The sequence below is a fragment of the Micromonospora sp. NBC_01740 genome, from assembly GCF_035920365.1.
Classification (GTDB): Bacteria; Actinomycetota; Actinomycetes; order Mycobacteriales; family Micromonosporaceae; genus Micromonospora; species Micromonospora reichwaldensis.
In genome coordinates, this window is record NZ_CP109150.1 from 5,283,338 (window position 1) to 5,308,551 (window position 25,214).

Consider the following 25,214-nt stretch of genomic DNA (forward strand, 5'->3'; position numbering starts at 1 on the left):
GCCGGTCAGTCGTCCAGGCCGAGCAGGCGCTCGGCGTTCCCGGCGAAGATCGCGCGTAGGTGGTCGTCGGGCAGCCCCAGCTCGCGGCAGATCCGCAGCTGGTCGTCGAGGTAGCGGGTGACGTACCCGCGCGGGAACCACGACGAGTCGCTGCCGAACACGATCCGGTGCGGGCCGATGGTCTCGTAGCAACGCCGGAACAGCTCGTCCAGCGTCAGCTTGTACGGCATCCAGCGCACCCACTGGTTCGACCCCGAGGTGTCGACGTGGATGTTCGGGCAGCCCCACGCGGCGAAGAGCAGGTCCTGCACGTGCTGGACGCCGAAGTGCGGCACCACCACGGCCAGCTCGGGGAAGCGGCGGGCCATCCGGGCCAGCTCGTCCGGGCCCCCGTACCGGCCGTGGGAGAGGCCGCCGGCGCTGCCGTAGTGTCCGATGTGGATCAGCACGGGCACGCCGAGGCGCTGGGCGGCGCCCCAGAGCGGGTCGAGGGACTCGTCGTCGAGCGGGCCGGGCAGCAGCGGGGCGAAGAGCTTCAGCCCGCGCAGGCCGCGCTCGGTGACGGCGCGTTCCAGCTCGGCGGCGGCGCCCGCGCCGTACGGGTCGTGGTGGGCGAAGCCGAGCAGCAGGTCGGGGTGGCGGTCCACCACGTCGGCGACGGTGTCGTTGCCGCCGCCGGTGACGAAGACCGCCCGGCGCACGTTCACCGCGCGCAGCTCCTCGGCCCAGCGGTCCGCCTCGTCCTGCCAGCGCTCGGCGGGCGGCTCCGGGTCGGGGAAGCCCCACGCCTGCCGCCACTGCCGCGCGTACGGGGCGGAAGCGGCGGCGCGGACCGCCCGCTCGTGCTCGCCGCCGGGGTGCATGTCGGCGGCGTGCTCGCAGGCCCGGATCGTCTCGTCGGCGCCGATGCGGAAGTGCAGGTGGAAGTCGACGACGTCCAGTCCACGGTCGACGGTCACGGTGCCTCCTCGGGCTCGGGCCCGCCGGCCGACGGCGCGTCCGCGGCCGGTGCCACTTCGGCGGGCAGCGGGGCGTCGGTGGGCGGGGCGGGCGGCGGGGCGGCCACCCAGGCGGCGACGACCTCGCGCAGCCGCGTCCCGGCGAGTTGCCGGACGCGGCGGCCCGCCTCCTCGCCGGCCAGCGAGATGTGCCCGGACCAGCCCTGCCACGGGTCGGGCCGGGACTCCACCAGCACGTACGGGTGGGTCACCGGCAGCTTCGGCTTCGGCGGCAGGTCGGCGACCGCGTCGAGGCGGACCGCGTCGGGGTCGAAGCCGAGCACCCCGGAGGTCTCGTACGCCCCGCCGTGGCCGCGCGACGGCAGCGGCCCGTACAGCTCGGCGGTCTCGGCCGGGGTGACCAGCTGGAACCAGTTGACCAGCAGCAGGCTCGCCGTGCGCCGCCCGGAGACCCACTCCATGGCGGCGCGGACGGTCGACATGTTCGCGTCGTGTCCGTTGACGATCAGCAGGCGGGGGAAGCCGGCGGCCACGATCCCCTCGATCACGTCGGCGAGGTAGCCGACCGCGATCTCGGGCCGGATCGACACCGTGCCGGGCCACGGCCGGGTCTGGCCGGGGCAGGCGGCGTACGGCACGGCGGGAAAGAGCACCCCGCGCGGGCCCGCCGCCGTGGCCCGATCGCCGGCCGGAGTCGCGCCGCCGTCGCCGGGCGCCGCCGCGCCGTCGCCGCCGGAGATCGCGCTCTCGGCGGCGAAGCCCTCGGCGAGGATCAGGTCGGTGCCGAGCGGCAGGTGCGGGCCGTGCCACTCGACCGCGCCGACCGGGAGCACCGCGAAGTCCGCCGCTTCGGCGACCGCCGCGAGTTCCCCGCCGGGGATCCGGGCGGCGGGGACCAGCCCGCCGCCCGTCGGCCAGGCCGCGCTCACGCCGTCCACTTGGCCGCCTCCCGACTGGAGCGCCGGCCGCCCTCCAGGCGACCGGAGACCACCATCACCACGAAGATCAGGACAACCTGGAGCATGCCGTACGCGGCGGCGGTGCCGACCTCGAACGAGTACATCCGGTTGTTGATCTCGACGGAGATCGGCGCGGTCTCGGAGGTGTAGATCAGCACGGAGGCGACGAACTCGCCGACGCCGTGCACGAAGGCGAGCAGCGCGCCGGCCACCACGCCGGGCAGCATCAGCCGCAGGGTGACCGTGCCGAACGCCCGCCACCAGGACGCGCCCAGGTTGCGCGCGGCCTCCTCCAGCGACGGGTCGATCTGCGCCAGGGTGGCCGAGCTGGACCGGAACACCAGCGGCAGGAACCGCACGAAGTACGCCAGCGGCATGATCCAGAAGGTGCCGATCAGCACCTGTCCGAAGCTGAACGCGTTGCCCGTGCTGAACGCCGAGATCAGGTTGATCGCCACCACCGTGCCGGGCAGCGCCCAGGCCAGCATGACCGCCACGTCCAGCAGTCCCCGGCCGCGGAAGTCCAGCCGGCGCACCGCGTACGCGATGAGCACGCCGACGACGACGCAGGCGACGGTGGCGATGAGGCTCATCTGCAACGAGTTGAGGATCGGCTGGAACGCCGCCGGGTCGGAGAAGATCGTGACGAAGTTCTGTGTGGTGTACGCCGCCGGGATGACCTCGGTGGTCCAGGAGCCGTCCTCGGAGAACGCGACCAGGGCGATGGTCGCCACCGGCGCGAGCAGGACCGCGGTGGCCAGGACCGAGGCGGCCAGGGCGAGCCACTTGCCCAGCGGGTTGGTGATCTCGCGCCGGTGCGCGGCGACGCCCTTGGACTGGGAGCGGTAGCTGCGCCGCCCCTCGTACCAGCGCATGCCGAGCAGGAACAGCACCGAGACCACGCCGAGCACCGAGGCGTACGTGGAGGCCATCGGCAGGTCGCCGTTGGTGCGGTTGATGTAGATCTGCATGGTCATCGTCTGGTCCACCCCGAACAGCAGCGGGGCGGTGTACGACGCCAGCGAGGTCATGAAGACCAGCAGCGAGGCGGAGACCAGCGCCGGGGTAAGCATCGGCAGCAGCACCGTGCGCCACACGCGGACCCGGCCGGCGCCCAGGTTGTACGCCGCCTCCTCCACCGACGGGTCCATGCCCGACAGCGCGGCCGAGGCGGACAGGTAGAAGTACGGGTACATGGTGAACGTGTGCACGACCAGCACGCCCGCGATGCCGCTGAACGGCAGCACCGGGTTCTCGGCGCCGAAGAGCTGCTGGAGGCCGCGCGGCAGGATCCCGGTCTCGCTGTAGAGCAGCTGGAACGAGATCGCCCCGATCAGCGGCGGCAGCGCCGCCGGCACCAGGATGATCGCCTCGATCAGCTTGCGGCCGGGGAACGAGAAGCGCTTGAGCAGGAAGGCCATCGCCACGCCGACGACGCCGCAGAGCAGCACGCTGGCCGCGGAGATGATCAGCGAGGTGACCAGGGAGGACCGGGCGACCCCGCCGCCGGTGACGAAGCTGCCGTAGTTCTCCACGCCGTCCACGCCGACGCTCTCGGCGAAGGTGGCGAACATCGGCTGCACCACGTACCCGAAGAGGATCAGGGCGAGCGGGAAGACCAGGACGTACGGGAACCAGCGCGAGCCGGTGCCCCCGGCGAACCGCTCGGCGAGCCGGCGGCGCGGGCCGCGCGGCGGCGTCGGCTCGCCGGTGATCGGCGCGACGGTCGCCGGGCTGGGGGTGGCGGGGAGGGTGCTCACGGGCGCACCACCCACATCCGCTCCCGGTTCAGCCGCAGCCCGACCTGGTCGCCGGCGGCGATCCCGGCCGGCACGTCGATCGCGGCGACCTGCACGGGCTCGCCGGCCACGTCGACCACGAGGTTGGTCGCCATGCCGGTGAACTCCACCTCCGTGACGCGGCCGGGCAGCGCGCCCGCCTCGGTGGCCGAGGTCAGCCCGATGTGCTCGGGCCGGACGGACACCGACGCGGTGTCGCCCTGGCGCAGGCCGTGGTCGGTCGGGGCGGGCGCGGTGATCTCGCCGCCGGCGGGCAGCCCCACGGTGACGCTCTGCGCGTCGGCGGCGACCACCGGCAGGGTGAGCACGTTGCTGCGGCCGATGAAGCGGGCCACGAAGCTGGTCGCCGGGCGGTGGTAGATCTCCTGCGGGGCGCCGATCTGCTGTACCCGGCCGGACTGCATGACCGCGATCCGGTCCGACATGGCCATCGCCTCGGCCTGGTCGTGGGTGACGTAGATGGAGGTGGTGCCGGCCTCGCGCTGGATGCGGCGGATCTCGACCCGGGTCTCCTCGCGCAGCTTGGCGTCGAGGTTCGACAGCGGCTCGTCGAGCAGCAGGGTGCGGGGCCGGATCACCAGCGCCCGGGCCAGGGCGACGCGCTGCTGCTGGCCGCCGGAGAGTTCGTCGATGCGCCGGTCGCCGTAGCCGGCGAGGTGCACCTGGCCGAGCGCCTCCTCGACCCGCCGCCGCGCCTCGACCCGCCCGACCTTGCGGATCTTCAGGCCGTACGCGACGTTCTGCGCCACGCTCATGTGCGGGAAGAGGGCGTAGTTCTGGAACACCATGCCGGTGTCGCGCTTGTTCGGCGGCCGGCGGGTGACGTCCTCGGTGCCGAACCGGATCCGGCCGGAGGTGGGGAAGTAGAACCCGGCCACCATGCGCAGGGTGGTGGTCTTGCCGCAGCCGCTCGGGCCGAGCAGCGTGAAGAACTCCCCGGCGGCGATGGTGATGTCGACGTCGTCCACGGCCGCGGTGTCGCCGCCGCGCGCGAAGCGCTTGCTCACCGACTCGAGCGTGACATCGATCATGAGGTCCTCTCCTTCGTGCGGTACCGGACCTGGACGGTCGTCAGGATGGGGGGGCGCGGGGGCGGGACGGGCCCGCCCCCGGGACGCCCGGGCGGTCAGCCCTTGTTCTTGATCTGGCCGTTCCAGTGGTTGATCCACTCGGTCTCGTTCTTGCCGATCACGTCCCAGTTGACGTCCAGCGGCTTGAGGCCGAGCTGGGCCAGCCACTCCGGCTTCTCGGCGATGTCCACGGCCGGGATCTGGTAGTAGTCCTTGGCCAGGTCGGCGCGGAGCTTGTCGTCGAAGAGGAACTCCATGAACTTCTGGGCGCCGGTGGTGTTGCCGCCCTTGACCGCGGCGATGCCGTCGACCAGCACCGGGGCGCCGGAGGCGGGCATCACGTAGCCGAACGGCATGTTCGACTGGTTGGCCTGGAGCAGGACGTCCTGGAGGTTCCAGGCGCTGAGCACGCCCTGCTGGCGGGAGAGCTTCAGGTAGAGGTCGGTCGGGTTGGCCGCGTACGCGCCGGTGTTGGCGTCGAGCTTCTTGAGCCAGTCGTAGCCGGGCTGCGGGTTGCTGCCGTCCGGGGACTGCCGCATGATCATGGCGGCGTAGATCGACCGCATCGTGCCGGACGCGGCCACGTCCCGGATGATGATCTTGTCCTTCCACTCCGGCTTCAGCAGGTCGTCCCAGTCCTTCGGGGCCTGCTCCGGGGTGAGCGCCTTGTTGTTGTACATGATGACCTCGGGGAGCAGGATCTCCCCGAACCAGCGGCCCTCGGCGTCCTTGTACTTCGGGTCCATCTTCGCGGCGAACGCCGGCTGCCAGGAGGTCAGCAGGTCCTCGCCGGCGCCGGCGGAGAGCCCCTGCTGGGTGCCGCCCCACCAGACGTCGGCCTGCGGGTTGGCCTTCTCCGCCCGGACCCGCTCCAGGATCTCCTGGGCGCCCAGGTTGAGGATCTCGACCTTGCCCTTGTACTCGGGGTACTTGGCGGTGAACTGGTCCACCACGTAGGTGGAGACCTTCTTGTCGCGGGCCGTGTAGATGGTCAGCTTCTCGGCGCTCGCGCCGCCGGCCGTGTCGTCACCACCGCCGCCGCCGCAGGCGGTGCCGGCGGCGAGCACGGTGGCGAGCGCACCGGCGAGGAGAAGTCGACGTCTCATGGGGTACCTCCGAGGGGTGTGGGGGGAACTGCGGTGTGCGTGGTGTGTGGTCAAGGAGTCGGCAGCAGTGTCGGCATGCCGGCGGCAGCCGCGGAGAGGGCGTAGCTGACCGCCCCGTGCAGCACCGCCCGGTCGCCGAGCACGGCCCGGCGCACCTCGGTGCTGCTCGGCGCGGCGGCGGTGACCAGCGTTTGGAGCCGGTCGACGGCGGCGTCGTCGAGGTGGGCGGCGGCCCCGCTGAGCAGCACCCGCCCGGGGTCGACGACGCAGACGCAGGAGACGATGAGCCGCGACCAGGCCGCGAGCACGTCGTCCAGGTAGGCGGCGGCCCGGTCGTCGATGGCCGCCAGCGCCACCAGGTCGGCCACCGGCGAGTCCGGCCGCCGCCCGGGGGCCAGGGCCACCATCCGCTCGGCGATGGCGTTCTCCGACCAGCGGGCCTCGAACGGACCGATCCCGTCGTGACCCCGGTCGGTCGGGTCCAGTGGCAGGAAGCCGACCTCGCCGGCGGCCCCGCCGGCGCCCCGGCGGACCTGCCCGTCAAGCACCAGGCCGGCGCCGATGCCGTCGGCCACGTGCAGCAGCAGCAGGTCGGCGACGTCGCTGCCCGCGCCGACGGCGTGCTCGCCGGCCGCCATCAGGTTCACGTCGTTGTCCACCACCACCGGCACCCCGAGCCGCCGCTGCACCGACTCCCCCACCGGCCGGCCCTCGACGAGGCCGACCGAGGGGGCGAGGCGCACGGCGCCGCCGGTGGAGATGCCGGGCGCGGCGATGGCCACCCCGCGCAGCGCCGGCAGTCCGTCGCCGGCGAGTTCGGGCACCGAGCGACAGATGGTGTCGACGATGTCGCCGGCGAGCCGGACCGCCCGGTGGGCGATGACGGCGCCGTCGCTGTCGGCGATCTCGCAGCTGATCCGGGACGGCTCCAGGGAGACGGCGGCGACCAGCTCGGCCCGCGGGTTGAACTCCAGCATCGCCCGTGGCCGGCCGGTGCGGGAGGTCCCCGGGCCGCGCTCGATGAGGTACCCCTCGGCGATCAGCTCGCGCACGAGCGGGGTGAGCGTGGCGGGGCTCAGCCCGGTGAGCTCGGTCAGCTCGGCGCGGGAGAGCACCCGCACCTGGCGGGCGGTGGAGATCACGGACAACCGCTTGATCTCCTTCGACCGCTCCCGGCTCACCGGGCTCGTTGGTGGCGTCACCACGTCAGTCACACTTCCTTCCTACGGCGAACGAACTATCGAGTCAAGTAACGAAACCGTCTCGTTACCTTGCGGCCTCCTTCTTGAGCAGCAGAAACGCCCTTCCTTGGGCCTCGGGGAGGCCGCCGGACGGGCGCACTCACCGCCCGCAACACCTCGGATGGCGGGGGGTTAGTTTCTTTCGCAAATAAAGAAAGACCTTGCAAAGCATTGACGGGCCGCCGCGCCGGTCCCTAGCGTCACCGGGCGAAGGCCTTCCAGTGTGTACGGACCCCCGTGCCGCTGCGTACCTGAGGTGACGCCGGCGCTCCCTCGTGCCCCGGCGCCCCTGCCCGCCCTCTCACCGTCCGACCGCGACCCCCACGTCGACGCCCCGCGTCCGACGTCGCCGGCCGCTGCCCGGACCTCGCGTCACGCGAAAGGATCCGCATGCGTCTCAAGGCGTTCCTGCTACCCACGGCGCTCGCCCTGGCCCTGTCCGGGACACCGGCCGTGGCCCTCGCCGCACCCCCCGACGCCCGGCCGACCGACGCCGTCGACCTGGACGTCCTCTTCGTCAGCGCGCACCCCGACGACGAGGCCGGCAGCCTCGCCACCCTCGGCCAGTGGAAGGAGAAGCACGGCGCCAAGGCCGGCGTCGTCACCATCACCCGCGGTGAGGGCGGCGGCAACGCCGTCGGCCTGGAGGAGGGCCCGCCGCTGGGCATCATCCGCGAGCGCGAGGAACGCACCGCGATCGGCCGCGCCGGGGTGGAGAACCTCTACAACCTCGACCGCGTCGACTTCTGGTACACCGCGTCCGCGCCCCTGTCCGAGCAGATCTGGGGGCACGACGACACCCTCGCCCAGATCGTCCGGGTGATCCGGCAGACCCGGCCCGAGATCGTCATGACGATGAACCCGTCGCCCACGCCCGGCAACCACGGCAACCACCAGCAGGCCGCCCGCTTCGCCGCCGAGGCGTTCCACGCCGCCGCCGACCCGAAGGCGTTCCCGGAGCAGGTCACCAAGGAGGGGCTCAAGCCGTTCCGGGCGGCAAAGTTCCTGCGTACGGGCGGCAGCGGCAGCTCGACGACCGGGCCGCAGTGCGCCACCGGCTTCGTGCCGGCCGTCCCGACCGACCAGGTGTTCGGCGTCTGGGAGGGCGCCCGCAGCGCCGGCGGCAAGACCTGGGCCGAGGTCGAGGTCGACGCCCGCCGGGACTACGTGACCCAGGGCTGGGCCAACACCGCCGCCGCCCCCACCGATCCTGCCAAGATCCGCTGCGACTTCTACACCCTGGTCGACAGCCGTGTCCCGTACGACCCGGCGGACACCTCGCCCGAGGCGATCCTGCGCGGCTCGGTCCTGCCCCCGGCCGCCGGCGGGCTGCCCAAGGGCACCGAGCTCTACCTGACCGCCGACCGGTTCGACCTCGCCCCCGGGCAGAGCGTCGAGGTCACCGCGCACGTGCGGGCGCCGGGCAACCGGGCCCTCACCTCGCCCCGGGTCTCCCTGCGGCTGCCGCAGGGCTGGACCGCCAGCGGCTCCGGCGCGGTGCGCGGCGCCGTACCGGCTGGCAAGGAACGGACCGTCACCTTCACCGTGACCGTCCCCGCCGGCGCCGACACCAACGAGCAGCACCTCGTCGGCGCGTCCCTGAGCACCGGGCAGGGCACCGGCCGTACGGACCGCGCGGTCCGGGTGGTCGCCGACGTGCGCGGCACCCTGGAGCCGCTGCCCGAGGTGGGGCTGTTCCGCACCTGGGCCGGCGACAGCGGCTATCCGCAGCTGGACACCCTGATCAAGCCGGTGCTGACCCTCGGCTCCGGGAAGAGCCGGACGGTCCGGGTCGACCTGCGCAACCACGGCGAAACCGCCCAGAGCGGCACCGTCGCCCTCGGCCTGCCGGCCGGCTTCACCGCCGACGCGCCGACCAAGAGCTACGCGGCCCTGGCGCCGGGCGCGACCGGGGCGGTCACCTTCACCGTCACCAACAGCGACGCCAGCCTGCCGACCGCCAACGAGGGCGGCGACGGCGGCGACTACGGGATCACCATCACCACCACCAGCGCCGCCGGCAGCACCGTGGAGACCGGCGCCCTGGAGATCGTGCCGACCAGCGAGGTGCCGCACGCCGGGCACGACCACGCCGTCGACGGGGTGGCCTCCCCCGGCGAGTACCCCGGCGAGGAGCTGGACCTGTCCCGCATCTGGGAGGGACAGGCCACCACGCCACAGGACGCCTCGGCCACCGGCCGGATCGCCTTCACCGAGGACGCGCTCGTCGTGTTCGTACAGGTCACCGACGACGTGCTCGGCAAGAAGGTGGTGCCACAGGACTGCAAGCGGCAGCGGCGCACCGACAGCGTGGAGATCATCGTCGACCCGAAGGGGAACTCGACGGACACCTCCACCGTGTTCAAGGCGGGCATCTTCCCGGTCACCGACGACCCCGCCAACGGCGACCCGCCGTGCTGGCAGCGCGACGCCGACAACCGGCAGGGACCGGGCGCCACGACCGCCCCGGGGATGACCGTCGTCAGCAAGGTCACCGCGCCGTACACCGGCTACACCATCGAGGCGCGCATCCCATTCGCGGTGCTGCCCGACGCCATCGACCCGGCGCGGATGGGCTTCAACGTGCTGGTGTACGACTCGGACACCCAGGACCTCAGCTCCCAGTCCCGGCTGGGCTGGTCCACCTTCACCGGCGTCCGGGCCGACCCGTACCGCTACGGCCTGGTCACCCTGCCCGGTCTCACCCCGGCCCAGCGGCAGCCCAGTGCCCCGGTCTTCCCGGACACGGCGGCCCGTAGCGTGCACAGCCCGCAGACCATCGCGCAGTCGGCGGTGGACGGCGTGGCTCCGGCCGCCGTCACCCGGCTGCCCGAGCGGGCGCTGCGGCTGACCGGCCAGCGGCAGGTGGCCGGCGGCGTGCAGGTGACCGTCCGGGCCGACCGCGCCGGCACGGTGTACCTGCACACCTGGGACGGCGACCGGTCGCTCGGTGAGCGTTCGGTGCAGGTGCCCTCCGGCCGCCCGGTGACCGTCGTGGTCCCGGCGACCGGTGGCACGCCCACCTCGGTCCTGGCGGCCTTCGAGGCCGGCGGCGCCGCGCTCGCCCGCCAGGTCCCGCTGACCTGACCGGTGCGGGAAGGGCCCCTGTCATCCGCGTGGATGGCGGGGGCCCGTCCCGTCGTCTGGGCCGAGTCCCCCTGCGGTCGGTCGGGCACGGCGGCGCGGTCTACAGGACGTTACGCCCCAGCAGGATCAGCCCGAAGACCACTCCGAACGCGACGACCACCGCCCTGAGCGGGCCGCCGGGAAGTCTGCGCAGCAGCCGGGCACCGACGTAGCCGCCGACGACGGTGGCCGGGGCGAGGATCGCCACCCCCGCCCAGTTGACGGTGCCGAAGAGGACGAAGAGCACCACCGCCGTCAACGAGATGACGGCCGACAGCAGGTTCTTGAAGGCGACCGTCCGGGTGAGCGGTTCGCGCTGCAGGAGCGCCAGGCCGGCGATCAGAACGATGCCGAACCCCGCGCCGATGTAGCCGCCGTAGACGCCGCTCAGGGCGACGGACACCTGAAGGGCCGCCGGGTGTTTCCGCCCGTGCCGCAGGATGGAGCGCCGGGCCAGGCCGTCCAGCCGGCCCCGCAGACCGAGGACGGCCGACGCAGCGATCACCAGGAACGGCACGATCGCGTCGAAGACGCGGCTCGGCGTCACCAGCAGCAGCACCGAGCCGACGACGCCACCGACGACCGCTGCGGGCAGGACGCGGCGGACTTCGCCGCGGGGCGGCAGGTCCCGGTACCCTCCGGCGACGCTCGCCACGTTGCCGGGAAAGACGGCGACGGTGCTGGTCAGCTTGGCGGTGAGCGGCGGTATGCCGGCGGCGATCAGCGCCGAGAAGGCGATCAGGGAGCCGCCGCCCGCGACCGCGTTGAAGGCACCCGTGGCGACACCGGCGGCGACGAGCAGCGTCGCCTGGATGGGATCCATCGGGTCTCAGGCTAGTGGCGATGCCGGGCGGCGGGGCGGGTGTCGGCCGGGCCGCCCCACGCGGCCACGGCGGGGCGGTGCGGGGCCGGCGGGCGGCGGGCGCGGCCCGGCGAGGCCGCTTCGGCGAAGTTCACCCTCTCCGGGTGAGGCGGTGGCGGCGTCTGCGGGGAATGGTGGCCGGTGAGGAGGGATCGCGATGGCGGATGCCACCCAGGATTTCTTCCACGGCCTGGCACGCCGTGGGCACGACCGCCGGCTGAGGAGCATCGACGAGGGCAGCGTGCGCTTCGACATCAGCCGCGACGGCCGGACCGCCCACTGGCTGGTCTCCATCGAGAAGGGCGACATCCGGGTCACCGAGGAGGCGACCGGCGGAGACGCGGTCGTCGAGGCGGACCGGGCGGTGTTCGACCGGATCGCCAGCGGGGAGGCGTACTTCCTGACCACCGTGCTGCGCGGTGAGGCGGCCGTGGCAGGCAGCCCCCGGCTCTTCGCGACCGTCCGGAAGCTGTTTCCGCCGCCGCCCACGTCCCGGCCGGCGCGTCACGGCGGAGGCGGCCGTGGGTGACGACCAGGTGGGCATCCTGGACGGCACGACCTTCGTGGTCTGTGACCGGGCGGGCGACATGGTCCCGTCGCCCGACACCCCGCTCGGCCTCTTCGCCCACGACACGCGCCTGCTGTCGAAGTGGGTGCTGACGATCGACGGGGAGCGGTTGAGCACCCTCGCCATCGACGACATCCACTACTTCGAGAACCGGTTCTACCTGGTCCCCGGCCACCAGGACGTCTATGTCAACAGCACGCTCTCCGTGCGGCGGGTACACACGCTCGACGCCGGCCTGCACGAGGAACTCAGCATCACCAACCATGCCGGCCAGCCGGTCGACCTGACCGTCCGGGTCGAGGTGGACGCCGACTTCGCGGACGTCTTCGAGGTCAAGGACGCGACGGCGCGGAAGAAGGGCCGGCACTACCGGCGCGTCGACGACGGGCGCCTCGTCCTCGGCTACGAGCGGGAGCGGTTCAGGCGGGAGACGATCGTCTCCGCGACGACGCCGGTGGAACTGGACGAGGACGGGCTGACGTTCACGGTCCACCTCGAACCGCACGGCAGGTGGCGGACCAGGCTGACCGCGGAGCCGGACCTCCCGATGCCGCGGGGGCTGGAACGGCTCACGATTCCGGGGCGGACGCGCGGCCGGGACAAGGAGCGTCGGCTCAAGGACTGGCTGGCGGAGGCGCCCCGGCTGGAATCCGGATTCGAGCCCCTGCGCGGCGCGTACCGGCGCAGCCTCATCGACCTGGCCGCGCTGCGGTTCAGCCCCTTCCTCGCCGAGGACCGGAGCGTGCCGGCCGCCGGCCTGCCCTGGTTCATGAGCCTGTTCGGCCGGGACAGCATCCTCACCAGCCTGCAGGCGCTGCCGTTCGCGCCCGATCTCGCCGCCACCACCCTCAGGGTGCTCGCGCTCCGGCAGGGCAGCCGGGTCGACGACTTCCGGGAGGAGGAGCCCGGCCGGATCCTGCACGAGATGCGGTACGGGGAGATGAGCGTGTTCGAGGAGACGCCGCACACGCCCTACTTCGGCAGTGCCGACGCCACTCCCCTGTTCCTGGTGCTGCTCGACGAGTACGAACGCTGGACCGGCGACGCCGCGCTCGTCCGCTCGGTCGAACAGGAGGCGCGGGCGGCGATCGACTGGATCGACCACTATGCCGACCTGACGGGCAGCGGCTACATCTCCTACGAGCGGCGCAACACCCGCAACGGCCTGGAGAACCAGTGCTGGAAGGACTCCTGGGACGGCATCTCGTACCAGGACGGGCGGCTGCCCGGCTTCCCCAGGGCGACCTGCGAGTTGCAGGGGTACGCGTACGACGCGAAGATGCGCACCGCCCGGCTCGCCCGGACGATCTGGGACGACCCGGCGTACGCGGACCGGCTGGAACGGGACGCCGCCGAGCTCAGGCAGCGCTTCAACCGCGACTTCTGGGTCGCCGACGGCGAGTACATGGCCCTCGCGCTCGACGGTGACGGCCGTCAGGTGGACGCGCTGTCGTCCAACATCGGCCACCTGCTGTGGAGCGGCATCGTCGACGAGTCGAAGGCCGCCGCCCTGGCGCGACACCTGATGTCGCCCGCGCTGTTCAGCGGCTGGGGGGTGCGCACGCTGGCCGAGAGCGCGGGCCGCTACAACCCGATCGGGTACCACGTCGGGACGATCTGGCCGTTCGACAACTCGTTCATCGCCTGGGGCCTGCGCCGTTACGGGTACGGCGACGAGGCAGCCCGGATCGCCGCCGGGATCCTGGACGCGGCGGTCTTCTACGACGGCCGGCTGCCCGAGGCGTTCGCCGGCTACAGCCGGGCCGAGACCAAGTACCCGGTCAACTATCCCACCGCGTGCAGCCCGCAGGCGTGGTCCGCCGGGGCCACCCTGCTGCTGTTGCGCACGATGCTCGGGCTGCAACCGGTCGGCGAAGACCTCGTGATCAGGCCCGCTCTGCCCGCTAGTCTCGACTTTGTGGCGCTGCTCGACATTCCGGGGCGGTGGGGGCGCCTCGACGCGTACGGCAGAGGGCCGGCCAGCGCGGGCGGCCAGGGCTACCAGCCGGCGCCGCAGCAGCTCTCCGCCCCGTGACGGGAGGGACGATGCGAGAACTCGACCCGATGCGGACCGCCGTCGTCGGCGTCCACTGGCAGCACGAGGTCGTCAGTCCCGACGGGGTGTTCGGTCCGTTCTTCGCCGAGCAGGTCTCCCGGCACCGCGTCGCCTCGTACGCGGCGCAGGTCGCCGCGGCGGTGCGCGCGAGTGGCGGCCTCGTCGTCTACACGCGGGTCGCGTACCGGCCCGGATACCCGGACCTCATCCCCAACACGCCCAGCTTCGCCATGGTCCGGGAGCGGCAGGCCTACCTCGAGGGCGCGCCGAAGGCCCGGATCGTCGATGAACTCGCGCCGGAGGCCGGTGACGTCGTCATCACCCTCGTCCGGCTCACCGGCTTCTTCGGCAGCGAACTCGACACCGTGCTGCGGCGCCGGGGCGTGGACACCGTCCTGTTCACCGGTGTCGCCACCAACCTCTCCGTCACCGGCACCGTGTTCGAGGCGGTCAACCACGGCTACCGGCCGGTGGTGGTCTCCGACGCGTGCACCGCCGCGACCGACGAGGCGCATCGGGCGAGCCTGGAGACACTGGGGCAACTCGGCGAGGTGGTCACCACCGCCGAGGCCGTCGACCGCCTGTCGAGGTGAGCCGTCGGGCCGGGCGGCCCGTCGCCCGGCGGCCGCCCCGGCCGGGCCGTTCCGGCGGGCGGCCGGCCAGCCCCGACAACGGCCCGGACAGCCCCTAGCCCGGCCCGTTTGCATTGACGACGGGCGTGCCGCGCTGGCAGCATCCGGCGCATCATGATCAAGGAAAGCGGTTGGTCAGCGCCCCCCGTCCCCGCCCGGCCGTCCGGCCAGCCCGCCGGGGGCGAGCCACACCACGCGGACCTCGTCCATGAGGCGATCGTCCGGCATCCCGCCGACGCGTTGGCGCTGGGCACGGACGACGCCCTCGTCACCTACGGGGAGTTGCGCGCACGCAGCAACCGGCTGGCCCGGCACCTGCGGGCCACCGGGGTACGCCGAGGTGACCTCGTCGCCGTCCTGCTGCCCCGCGGTGTCGACGGGATCGTCAGCGTACTGGCGGCGCTCACCGCCGGCGCCGCGTACCTGCCCATCGACGCCGGCTACCCTCCGCAGCGGGTCCGGCACATGCTCACCGACTCCCGGGCGCGGGTGCTCGTCACCGTACGGTCGCTGGTCCGGGCCGACCTGGTGGTTCCGGGCACCCCGGTCGTCCTGCTCGACGACGACCGGGCCACGCTCGCCGCGTACCCCGACCGGCCGCCGGCCGTGCCGGTCGGCCCGGGTGACCTCGCGTACGTGATCTACACCTCCGGGTCCACCGGCCTGCCGAAGGGGGTCATGGTCGAGCACGGCTCGCTGCGCGGGCTGGCCCGGTGGCGGGCCGACGCGGAGCGCCTCGGCCCCGACGACCGCTGCCTGCACCTGTTCTCCCCCGGCTTCGACGCCTCGGTGTGGGACATCTGGGCGCCGCTGGTGGCCGGCGCCAGCCTCTGGATGCCCGACGACGCGACCCGGGTCGACCCCGACCGGCTGGTGGACTGGCTCGCCGCGCACGCGATCACCTCGGCGACGCTGCCCACCCCGCTCGCCGAGGCCGTGCTGACCCGGCCGGCGCCGCCCGACGGGGCACTGCGCATCCTCGGCGCGGGGGGCCAGCAGCTGCTGGCCCGCCCCCGCCCCGAGCACGCGTTCACCACCGTCAACCTGTACGGACCCACCGAGGCCACCGTGCTGGCGATGGCCGGGGAGGTGGCGGTCGAGGGCGACGGGCCGCCGTCGCTCGGGCATCCGGCCGCGGGCGCCGCCATCCGGCTGCTCACCGACGACCTGCGTCCGGTGCCCGCCGGCAGCCTGGGCGAGGTGTTCATCGGTGGGCCGGGGGTGGCCCGGGGGTACCACGATCGCCCCGCCCTGACCGCCGAGCGCTTCCCGCCCGACCCGTATGGGCCGCCGGGCAGCCGCCTGTACCGCACCGGCGACCTGGCGCGTCAGCTACCGGACGGCACCTACCACTTCGCCGGCCGGGTCGACGACCAGGTGAAGCTGCACGGCCACCGGATCGAGCTCGGTGAGATCGAGAGCGTGCTGCTGCGTCATCCGGGCGTACGGGCCGCCGCGGTCCGTGTGCACGAGGGCACGGCCGGCCCCCGGCTCGTCGGCTACGTCGTGCCCGAGGTCGGTCCGGACGACGCGACGCTGGCCGAGCACGCGGCCCGGTACCTGCCGGCGACCATGGTTCCCGCCGCGTGGGTCCGTCTCGCCGCCCTGCCGCTCACCCCGCACGGCAAGCTGGACCGGGCCGCGCTGCCCGCGCCGGCGGAGCAGGTCAGCGAGGCGCCCCGCGACGACCTGGAACGGCGGGTGGCGCAGGTGTGGGCGGAGGTGCTCGGCAAGTCACCGGGCCGCGACGACAACTTCTTCTCCCTGGGCGGGCACTCGCTGCGGGCCACGATGGTCGCCGTCCGGTTGCGCGAGCGGTTCGGGCTGCCGATTCCCGCCGCGATCGTGTTCGAGGCGCAGACCGTGGCCGCGATGGCCGACCGCCTACGGGCCGAGGTGACGGCCGACCCGTCGACCGGCGGCGAGGACGATCCGGTCGTGTCCGGCACCGGGCAACCGAGCGAGCCGGATCCGGCCCTCGTCCCGCCGGGCGGCAAGACCTCGTCGCCGGGTCGGGTCCTGTCGTTCGCGCAGCAACGCCTGTGGTTCCTGCACACCCTCGACCCGAAGTCCACCGCCTACAACACCCAGACCGCCTGGCACATCGACGGCGAACTCGACCTCGACCACCTCGACACCGCCATCGACGAGATCATCCGCCGGCACGAAGTCCTACGCACCACCTTCGCCGAGCACGACGGCATCCCCGTCCAGATCGTCCACCCCCCGACCACCCACCACAGCACCCGCCACGACCTCACCCACATCCACCCTGACCACCACGACCACCACGTCCGCGACATCCTGCGCGCCGAACTCGACCAACCATTCGACCTCACCACCGGCCCGTTACTGCGCAGCCACGTCCTCCAACTCGCCCCCACCAGCCACGTGCTCTGCCTCACCTGGCACCACATCGTCCTCGACGGCTGGTCCGTCAGCGTGTTCCACACCGAACTCGACCACCTCTACACCGACCTGGCCCACGGTCGCGCCCCTTCGCTGCCACCCCTCACCACCCAGTACGCCGACATCGCCCAACGCCAGCGTCACCACTGGCAGAGCGCCGACGCCCGACAACAGCTCGAACAATTCGCCGCACGACTACGCGACGCCCCACCCGTCTGCCACCCACCCACCGACCGGCCCCGCCCCGACACCGAACCCGGCCCCACCGCCGTCCACCACAGCCAACTGAACCCCGACACCCTCACCACGCTGACCGCCCTCGCCGCCCAAACGGGCTCCACCCCCTTCGGCGTCCTCCTCGCCGCCTTCCAACTCCTCATCCACCGCTACACCCACCAGAACCCCATCGTCATCGGCACCCCACTCACCGGACGCACCGACCCCGACGCCGAAAAACTCATCGGCTTCTTCGTCAACACCCTCCCCCTCGCCGTCGACATCAACCCCCACCACACCTTCCGCCAACTCCTGCACCACTCCCGCACCGTCCTCATGCACGCCATCACCCACCAGGACATCCCCTTCGACAAACTCGTCGAACACACCCGACCCACCCGCGACCGCCACACCCCACCCCTCATCCAAACCGTCTTCACCACCATGGAAGGCACCGATCCGGCGCCGCTGCACACCGCCACGATGCGGCCACTGCCGATCGACGAGGGGGTCGCGAAGTTCGACCTGACCGTCCAGGTGCAGGTGGAGCCGGACGCCGTCCGGGTGCTCTTCGACTACGCCTGCGACCTGTACGAGCCCGCGACGATGGCCGAGCTGGCCGACAGCTACCGGGCCCTGGTCGCCGCCGTACTGGCCGAGCCGGACCGGCCGCTGTCCACCGTGGTCGCGGTCACGGCCGCCCAGCGGGAGCGGCTCGCCGACGCGTTGATCGCCAGCCCGGTTCCGGTCCCGCCCGGTGATCTGGGATGCGTGCCCCGGCTGGTGGCGGAAACGGCCCGACGCCAACCCGACGCGCTCGCCGTCGTCGACGGGGCAGGCGCGATCACCTACCGCGAACTCGACGAGCGGTCCAACCACCTCGCCCACCAACTCCTGCACCACGGCGCCCGACCCGACCACCCCATCGCCGTCAGCCTCCCACCCGGCACACCCGCCATCACCGCCATGCTCGCCGTCCTCAAAACCGGCGCCGCCTACCTCCCCATCGACCCCACCGCACCCACCACACGCCGACACCACCTCATCACCAACTCCGCCGTCACCATCCTCATCACCGAAGACCCCCACGACACCGACACACCCCCCGGCGTCGTCGCCCTCGCCCCGCAGGCCACGGCCACGGCCACGCCGCCCCCGCTCGACATCCACCCCGAGCAGGTCGCGTACGTCATCCACACCTCCGGCTCGACGGGCACCCCCAAGGGCGTCATGGTCCCCCACCGGGCGCTGACCAACCTGGTCCACTGGCACCTGGACACGCACCCCACCGGCCCCGGCCAACGCCACGGCCAGGTGGCCAGCCTCGGCTTCGACGCCGCGATCTGGGAGATCTGGCCCGCGCTGGTCAGCGGCGCCACCCTGCACATCGCCGACCCCGCCGACCGCCTCGACCCCGCTGCGCTGCACGACTGGCTGGTCCGGGAGGACGTCACGAGGACGTTCCTGCCGACCCCGATCGCGGAGGCCGTCCTCCGGCTGCCCACCCCGTCCACCAGCCGGCTGCGGACGATCTTCACCGGCGGGGACGCCCTCACCACCCGGCCGTCCGCGCACGCGCCGTACACCCTGTTCAACATCTACGGGCCGACCGAGACCACCGTCGCCGTCACCGTCGGGCCCGTCCGCCCGGACGGGGTCCACCGGCCCGACCTCGGCGTCCCGATCGCCGGCGCCCGCATCCACCTGCTGGACGCCGACCTCCAACTGGTCCCGCCCGGGGCACCCGGCGAGGTCTGCGTCGCCGGCGACGTGGTCAGCCGCGGCTACCTGAACAAGCCCGGGCAGACGGCGGAGCGGTTCCTGCCCGACCCGCACGGACCACCCGGCAGCCGCCTCTACCGCACCGGCGACCTCTGCCGCCTCCGCACCGACGGCACCCTCGAATTCCTCGGCCGCACCGACGAACAAATCGCCATCAACGGCTACCGCATCGAACCCGGCGAAATCGAAACCGCCCTACGCGCACAACCCCACATCGAAGCCGCCCTCGTCACCACCCGCACACTCCCCACCGGCCGCCACCTCATCGCCTACGTCACCGGCACCCACATCGACACCCACCAACTCCGCGACACCCTCCACCACACCCTCCCCCGCCACCTCGTACCCCACGCCATCATCGCCCTGCCCCACTTCCCCCTCACCCGCAACGGCAAGATCGACCGCAACGCACTCCCCGCACCGGACCTGTCCGCGCGCGGTGAGCCGCCCCGCGACGACCTGGAGCGGCGGGTGGCGCAGGTGTGGGCCGACGTCATCGGCCGGCTGCCCGGCCGCGACGACAACTTCTTCGCCTTCGGCGGGCACTCCATGCAGGCCACCATGATCGCCGCCCGGCTACGCGAAACCCTCGGCGTGCCGGTCTCGGCGGCGATCGTGTTCGAGGCGCAGACCGTGGCCGCGATGGCCGACCGCCTACGGGCCGAGGTGACGGCCGGTCCGTCGACCGTCGGCGGCGAGGACGATCCGGTGGTGACCGGCGCCGGGCAACCGAGCGAGCCGGAGCCGGTCCTCGTCCCGCCGGGCGGCAAGACCTCGTCGCCGGGTCGGGTCCTGTCGTTCGCGCAGCAACGCCTGTGGTTCCTGCACACCCTCGACCCGAAGTCCACCGCCTACAACACCCAGACCGCCTGGCACATCGACGGCGAACTCGACCTCGACCACCTCGACACCGCCATCGACGAGATCGCCCGCCGGCACGAGATCCTGCGCACCACCTTCGCCGAGCACGACGGCGTCCCCGTCCAGATCGTCCACCCCGAGCCCACGCATCACCGCACCCGCCACGACCTCAGCCACATCCACCCGGACCACCACGACCGCCACGTCCGCGACATCCTGCGCGCCGAACTCGACCAACCATTCGACCTCACCACCGGCCCGCTCCTACGCTGTCGAGCCCTGAGACTCTCCGACACCGCACACGTGCTCTGCCTCACCTGGCACCACATCGTCCTCGACGGCTGGTCCGTCGGCGTGTTCCACACCGAACTCGACCACCTCTACACCGACCTGGCCCACGGTCGCGCGCCCTCGCTGCCACCCCTCACCACCCAGTACGCCGACATCGCCCAACGCCAGCGTCACCACTGGCAGAGCGCCGACGCCCGACAACAGCTCGAACAATTCGCCGCACGACTACGCGACGCCCCACCCGTCTGCCACCCACCCACTGACCGGCCCCGCCCCGACACCGAATCCGGGCCCACGGCCATCCACCACACCCACCTACCCGCCGGCACCCTCACCACCCTCGCCACCCAGACCGGCTCCACCCCCTTCGGCGTCCTCCTCGCCGCCTTCCAACTCCTCATCCACCGCTACACCCACCAGAACCCCATCGTCATCGGCACCCCACTCACCGGACGCACCGACCCCGACGCCGAAAAACTCATCGGCTTCTTCGTCAACACCCTCCCCCTCGCCGTCGACATCAACCCCCACCACACCTTCCGCCAACTCCTGCACCACTCCCGCACCGTCCTCATGCACGCCATCACCCACCAGGACATCCCCTTCGACAAACTCGTCGAACACACCCGACCCACCCGCGACCGCCACACCCCACCCCTCATCCAGACCGTCTTCACCGGCGGGAACGCCACGGGCATCGCCGACGAGCCCATGCCGTTGCACACCGCCACGATGCGGCCGGTGTCGATCGAGCCGGGAACCGCGAAGTTCGACCTCACGGTCCACGCGGAGGTGGGCACCGACACCGTCGACGTGTACTTCAGCTACGCCCGCGACCTGTACGAGCCCGGCACGATGGCCGACCTGGCCGACAGCTACCGCGCCCTCGTCGCCGCCGTGCTGGCCGATCCCGACCGGCGCCTGTCCAGCGTGGAGGTTGTCACCGACGACCAGCGCCGGCGGCTCGCGGCGGTGTCCACGGGGCGGCGGAGCGGGTCGGACCCGGCTCGTGTGACGCGGCCGGTCGGGGCCGACCCCGCTGACGGTACGGACGTCCAGGACACCGGGCCGGGCGGCATGGCCGGATGGTCGGACGGCGCTCCGGGGTGCGTGCCCCGGCTGGTGGCGGAAACGGCCCGACGCCAACCCGACGCGCTCGCCGTCGTCGACGCGGCAGGCCCGATCACCTACCGCGAACTCGACGAGCGGTCCAACCACCTCGCCCACCAACTCCTGCACCACGGCGCCCGACCCGACCACCCCATCGCCGTCAGCCTCCCACCCGGCACACCCGCCATCACCGCCATGCTCGCCGTCCTCAAAACCGGCGCCGCCTACCTCCCCATCGACCCCACCGCACCCACCACACGCCGACACCACCTCATCACCAACTCCGCCGTCACCATCCTCATCACCCAAGACCCCCACGACACCGACACACCCCCCGGCGTCGTCACCCTCGCCCCGCACCGCTCCGCCTCCCCGGCGGCACCCCGGGTCGACATCCACCCCGAGCAGTTGGCGTACGTCATCCACACCTCCGGCTCGACGGGTGTCCCCAAGGGCGTCATGGTCGCCCACCACGCGCTGGCCAACCTCGTCCGGTGGCACCTCGACACCTATCCCAGCGGGCCCGGCGAGCACCACGGGCAGATCGCCAGCCTCGGCTTCGACGCGGCGGTCTGGGAGATCTGGCCCGCGCTGGTCAGCGGCGCCACCCTGCACATCGCCGACCCCGCCGACCGCCTCGACCCCGCCGCGCTGCACGACTGGATGCACCGGCAGGGTCTCACCGAGGCCTTCGTGCCCACCCCGATCGCCGAGGCCGTCCTGCGGCTGCCGACGCCGCCCACCACCACGCTGCGCACGCTGCTCACGGGTGGGGACGCCCTCACCACCCGGCCCTCCGCGCGCACCCCCTACGCCCTGGTCAACCACTACGGGCCCACCGAGGCCGCGGTCGTCGCCACCGCCGGGCCGGTGCGCCCGGACGGGACCCACCGGCCGGACCTCGGCACCCCGATCGACGGCGCCCGCGTCCACCTCCTCGACGCCGAGCTGCGCCTGGTGCCGCCCGGAGCGCCCGGCGAGCTCTGCATCGCCGGCGACGGGCTGGCCCGGGGATACCTCGGCCGCCCGGGGCAGACGGCGGAGCGGTTCCTGCCCGACCCGCACGGACCACCCGGCAGCCGCCTCTACCGCACCGGCGACCTCTGCCGCCTCCGCACCGACGGCACCCTCGAATTCCTCGGCCGCACCGACGAACAAATCGCCATCAACGGCTACCGCATCGAACCCGGCGAAATCGAAACCGCCCTACGCGCACAACCCCACATCGAAGCCGCCCTCGTCACCACCCGCACACTCCCCACCGGCCGCCACCTCATCGCCTACGTCACCAGCACCAGCACCATCGACACCCACCAACTCCGCGACACCCTCCACCACACCCTCCCCCGCCACCTCGTACCCCACGCCATCATCGCCCTGCCCCACTTCCCCCTCACCCGCAACGGCAAGATCGACCGCAACGCACTCCCCGCACCGGATCCCACGACCATCCGCTCCGCGCCGCCCGGCGACGCCGTGCAGCGGCAGCTCGCCGGGATCTGGGCGACGGTGCTGGGCACCCCCGTCGCGGGCATCGGAGTCCGCGACGACTTCTTCGCCGTCGGCGGGCACTCCCTGCTGGCCACCCAGGTCACCGCGCAGGCCGGCGCCGCGTTCGAGGTCGACCTGCCGGTCGCGGCGCTGTTCCGGGACCCGACGATCGCGGGGCTGGCCGACGAGCTGCGCCGCGTCGAGCGCCGGCCCGGCTGGGTGGACACCGTGGCCGGCCTGCGCGAGGCCGTCGCCGCGCTCACCGAGGACCAGGCCCGACGAGCGCTGGCCGCCGCCACCCGGCCCGGCCCGCCGTACGACGAGACAGGAGCGCCCCGATGAGCGGCCCGTCGCCCGACCCGGTCACCGCGCTGCTGCGACCGCCGCCCGGCTGGCCGGCGGAGGAGCACCGGCACCTGTTGGTACGGCTGCTGCGCGAGCGGCTGCCCGCCGCGCCGACCGGTCCCGCCACCGTGGCCCAGCGGCAGCTCTGGTTCCTGCAACAGCTGGAGCCGACGAGCACGGCGTACCACATCCTGACCGTGGTGCGGATGACCGGCGAGCTGGACCTGCCGGCCCTGCGCGGCGCGCTCGCCGCCGTCACGGACCGGCACGACCTGCTCCGGGCCACCTTCGCGATGGTCGACGACGAGGTGCTCGTGCGGATCGGTCCCTGCGCGCCGGTGCCGGTGCCGGTCGTCGACCTCGGCACGACGGACGCCGCGACCCGAGAGCAGCGGGTCCGGCAGGAGCTGGAGAGGGCCCACGACGAGCTGTTCGACCTGGCTGACGGCCCGCTGCTGCGGGCGGTGCTGATCCGTTGCGGGGCCGACGAGCACCTGCTCGCGGTCACCGTGCACCACATCGTCTTCGACGGCGGGTCCCGCCCGGTCTTCTGGAGCCACCTCGCCACGGCCTACGACGCGCTGCGGGCGGGGAAGACGCCGGACCTCGATCCGCCGGTGCCCGACGACGAGGACGACGAGGACGACTTCGCCGACGACCCGGAGGACCCGGACGCGGCACTGGCCTACTGGCGCGAGCGGCTGGCCGGCCTGCCCGACCTGGACCTGCCCGGCGTACGCGACCGGGTGCCCGGGGCGTTGGCCTCCGGCCGGCGGCTGGACGTCCCGCTGGACCGCGGCGTGACGACCGCCCTCACCCGGCTGGGTCGGTCCCGGCGGGCCACCTCGTTCATGACGCTGCTGGCCGCGTACCTGGTGCTGCTGTCCGTACGCACCGGCAGCAGCGACGTCGCCGTGCTGTCGCCGACGACGGGCAGGACGAGCGAGGCGGACGAGAGCCGGATCGGGTACTTCGTCAACACCGTGGTGCTGCGCGGGGACCTGGCGGGCAACCCGACCTTCGCCGAGGTGGTCGACCGGGTCCGGGAGCTGACCCTCGGGGCGTACGCCCACATGGCGGTGCCGTTCGAACGGATCGTGGACGAGGTGCGCCCGGCGCGGGTGCCGGGCCGGATGCCGTTCTCACAGTTCGCGTTCAGCGTGGAGGGCCGGCCCGCGCCCCCGCCCCGGCTCGCCGGCCTGAGCACCGCCTGGGTCGACGTCGACACCGGCACGGCGAAGTTCGACGTGCAGTTGGACGTCCTGACCGACGCCTCGGGCGGGCTCGTGGCGGCCTGGACCTGGCGCGACGGGCTGTTCGACCCGGCGGACATGGCCACCGTCGCCGACGACTTCGTGGCGCTGCTGGACGCGGTCGTCGCCGACCCGCACGCCACCGTCGACGCGCTGCCGGTGCGCCGGCCCGTGCCAGGCGTCCGGGCGGCGACCCCGCCGCCCGCGGCGCGTACCCGGCCGGGCGGGACGGGGTCCGGCACGCTGGTGCACCTCGGCGGGCCGACCGACCGCCCGCCGCTGATCCTGCCGCACCCCGTCAGCGGCACGGTCGGCGCGTACGCCGAACTCGCCCGGCTGCTGCCCGCGTACCACCTGGTCGGCATCGAGTCGGCCGCCGACGCCACCGGCGACTCCATCGACGCGCTCGCCGAGGCGTACCTGGACGACGTCGTCGCCCGCTGGCCGGCCGGCCCGTACCGGCTGTGCGGCTGGTCGATGGGCGGCCTGCTCGCGTACGAGATGTCCCGCCGGCTGGTGCGGGCCGGACGCGCCGTCGACCTGCTGGTGGTGCTGGACACCGCGCCCGGGCAGGCGCGCCCGGCCGGCGAGGGGACCGACGACGCCGCGACGGCGGCCCGGTTCGCCGCGGACCTCGCCGCGTCCCTCGGCCGGGACCACCCGGCGCCGACGGCGGCGACGCTCGCCGCGCTGCCGGTCGAGGAACAGACGATGCTGCTGCGCCGCTGGCTGGTGGACGCCGGGGTGACCCCGGTGGCGCTGCCGGTGCGCGAGGTGCGCCGCCGGGTGGAGACCTTCGCCCGGCACGTCACCGCCGTGGCCGGGTACCGGCCGGAGGGCGCGGAGCTGCCGCTGACCGTCGTGCAGGCCGCCGCGTCGCCGCGCTGGCAGCCGCGCTGGGAGCGCTACGTCGGCGCCCGGACCACCGTCCACGAGTACGAGGGCGACCACTACTCGCTGCTGCGCCGGCCCACGGTGCAACGGATCGCGGGTTGGCTGGCCCGGGCGCTGGACGACCGGTGAGCGACGTCGCCCGGCCCTCGGCGGGAATTCCGGGCGGCCCTGCGGAGGGTGGGCG

The 25,214-nt window shown here is 73.2% G+C and carries 13 protein-coding genes; 6 read left to right on the forward strand and 7 right to left on the reverse strand.

All coding sequences use genetic code 11. The annotated features are described in order from the left end of the window. Positions 1–5 precede the first annotated feature (5 nt). From OG989_RS23510 to OG989_RS23535, 6 genes are all read right to left on the reverse strand, one after another. Entirely contained in the window at positions 6–959 is a 954-nt protein-coding gene (locus OG989_RS23510) for an amidohydrolase family protein (RefSeq protein ID WP_327028468.1), read from the reverse strand. Then, positions 956–1,888 (reverse strand): creatininase family protein, encoded by a 933-nt coding sequence (locus OG989_RS23515; protein WP_327028469.1) that lies wholly within the window; start codon positions 1,886–1,888, stop codon positions 956–958. The genes OG989_RS23510 and OG989_RS23515 overlap by 4 nt, the downstream gene beginning before the upstream one ends. Continuing rightward, positions 1,885–3,678 (reverse strand): ABC transporter permease, encoded by a 1,794-nt coding sequence (locus tag OG989_RS23520; RefSeq protein ID WP_327028470.1) that lies wholly within the window; start codon positions 3,676–3,678, stop codon positions 1,885–1,887. The genes OG989_RS23515 and OG989_RS23520 overlap by 4 nt, the downstream gene beginning before the upstream one ends. Further along, positions 3,675–4,748 (reverse strand): ABC transporter ATP-binding protein, encoded by a 1,074-nt coding sequence (locus tag OG989_RS23525; protein ID WP_151454960.1) that lies wholly within the window; start codon positions 4,746–4,748, stop codon positions 3,675–3,677. The genes OG989_RS23520 and OG989_RS23525 overlap by 4 nt, the downstream gene beginning before the upstream one ends. A 95-nt stretch (positions 4,749–4,843) precedes the next feature. Beyond that, positions 4,844–5,893, reverse strand: coding sequence for an extracellular solute-binding protein (locus tag OG989_RS23530; RefSeq protein ID WP_151454961.1), 1,050 nt, complete (start codon positions 5,891–5,893; stop codon positions 4,844–4,846). Positions 5,894–5,943: 50 nt separating this feature from the next. After that, the gene (locus OG989_RS23535; protein ID WP_151454962.1) at positions 5,944–7,107 is read right to left on the reverse strand and encodes an ROK family protein; all 1,164 of its coding nucleotides are present in this window, start codon (positions 7,105–7,107) and stop codon (positions 5,944–5,946) included. Positions 7,108–7,524: 417 nt separating this feature from the next. On the opposite strand from OG989_RS23535, the gene OG989_RS23540 reads away from it, so the two are divergent. Beyond that, on the forward strand, positions 7,525–10,221 hold the full coding sequence (locus tag OG989_RS23540; protein WP_327028471.1) for a sugar-binding protein: 2,697 nt from the start codon (positions 7,525–7,527) through the stop codon (positions 10,219–10,221). Positions 10,222–10,321: 100 nt separating this feature from the next. On the opposite strand, the gene OG989_RS23545 is transcribed toward OG989_RS23540, so the two are convergent. Next, on the reverse strand, positions 10,322–11,083 hold the full coding sequence (locus OG989_RS23545) for a sulfite exporter TauE/SafE family protein (RefSeq protein ID WP_327028472.1): 762 nt from the start codon (positions 11,081–11,083) through the stop codon (positions 10,322–10,324). Between the two features lie 196 nt (positions 11,084–11,279). On the opposite strand from OG989_RS23545, the gene OG989_RS23550 reads away from it, so the two are divergent. From OG989_RS23550 to OG989_RS23570, 5 genes are all read left to right on the forward strand, one after another. Then, positions 11,280–11,651, forward strand: a complete 372-nt coding sequence (locus OG989_RS23550) for a sterol-binding protein (RefSeq protein WP_327028473.1) — start codon at positions 11,280–11,282, stop codon at positions 11,649–11,651. After that, on the forward strand, positions 11,644–13,725 hold the full coding sequence (locus OG989_RS23555) for an amylo-alpha-1,6-glucosidase (protein ID WP_327028474.1): 2,082 nt from the start codon (positions 11,644–11,646) through the stop codon (positions 13,723–13,725). The genes OG989_RS23550 and OG989_RS23555 overlap by 8 nt, the downstream gene beginning before the upstream one ends. Positions 13,726–13,736: 11 nt before the next feature. Beyond that, entirely contained in the window at positions 13,737–14,339 is a 603-nt protein-coding gene (locus OG989_RS23560) for a cysteine hydrolase (protein WP_327028475.1), read from the forward strand. Between the two features lie 153 nt (positions 14,340–14,492). Continuing rightward, positions 14,493–22,880 (forward strand): non-ribosomal peptide synthetase, encoded by an 8,388-nt coding sequence (locus tag OG989_RS23565; RefSeq protein ID WP_327028476.1) that lies wholly within the window; start codon positions 14,493–14,495, stop codon positions 22,878–22,880. After that, positions 22,877–25,159, forward strand: a complete 2,283-nt coding sequence (locus OG989_RS23570; RefSeq protein WP_327028477.1) for a condensation domain-containing protein — start codon at positions 22,877–22,879, stop codon at positions 25,157–25,159. Before OG989_RS23565 ends, OG989_RS23570 begins: the two co-directional genes overlap by 4 nt. Positions 25,160–25,214: the final 55 nt, after the last annotated feature.

Coding starts and splice junctions, on each gene's coding strand:
- OG989_RS23525 (WP_151454960.1), bottom strand. CDS start 4,748: ATGATCGATGTCACGCTCGAGTCGGTGAGCAAGCGCTTCGCGCGCGGC.
- OG989_RS23530 (WP_151454961.1), bottom strand. CDS start 5,893: ATGAGACGTCGACTTCTCCTCGCCGGTGCGCTCGCCACCGTGCTCGCC.
- OG989_RS23540 (WP_327028471.1), top strand. CDS start 7,525: ATGCGTCTCAAGGCGTTCCTGCTACCCACGGCGCTCGCCCTGGCCCTG.
- OG989_RS23545 (WP_327028472.1), bottom strand. CDS start 11,083: ATGGATCCCATCCAGGCGACGCTGCTCGTCGCCGCCGGTGTCGCCACG.
- OG989_RS23550 (WP_327028473.1), top strand. CDS start 11,280: ATGGCGGATGCCACCCAGGATTTCTTCCACGGCCTGGCACGCCGTGGG.
- OG989_RS23560 (WP_327028475.1), top strand. CDS start 13,737: ATGCGAGAACTCGACCCGATGCGGACCGCCGTCGTCGGCGTCCACTGG.
- OG989_RS23565 (WP_327028476.1), top strand. CDS start 14,493: ATGATCAAGGAAAGCGGTTGGTCAGCGCCCCCCGTCCCCGCCCGGCCG.
- OG989_RS23570 (WP_327028477.1), top strand. CDS start 22,877: ATGAGCGGCCCGTCGCCCGACCCGGTCACCGCGCTGCTGCGACCGCCG.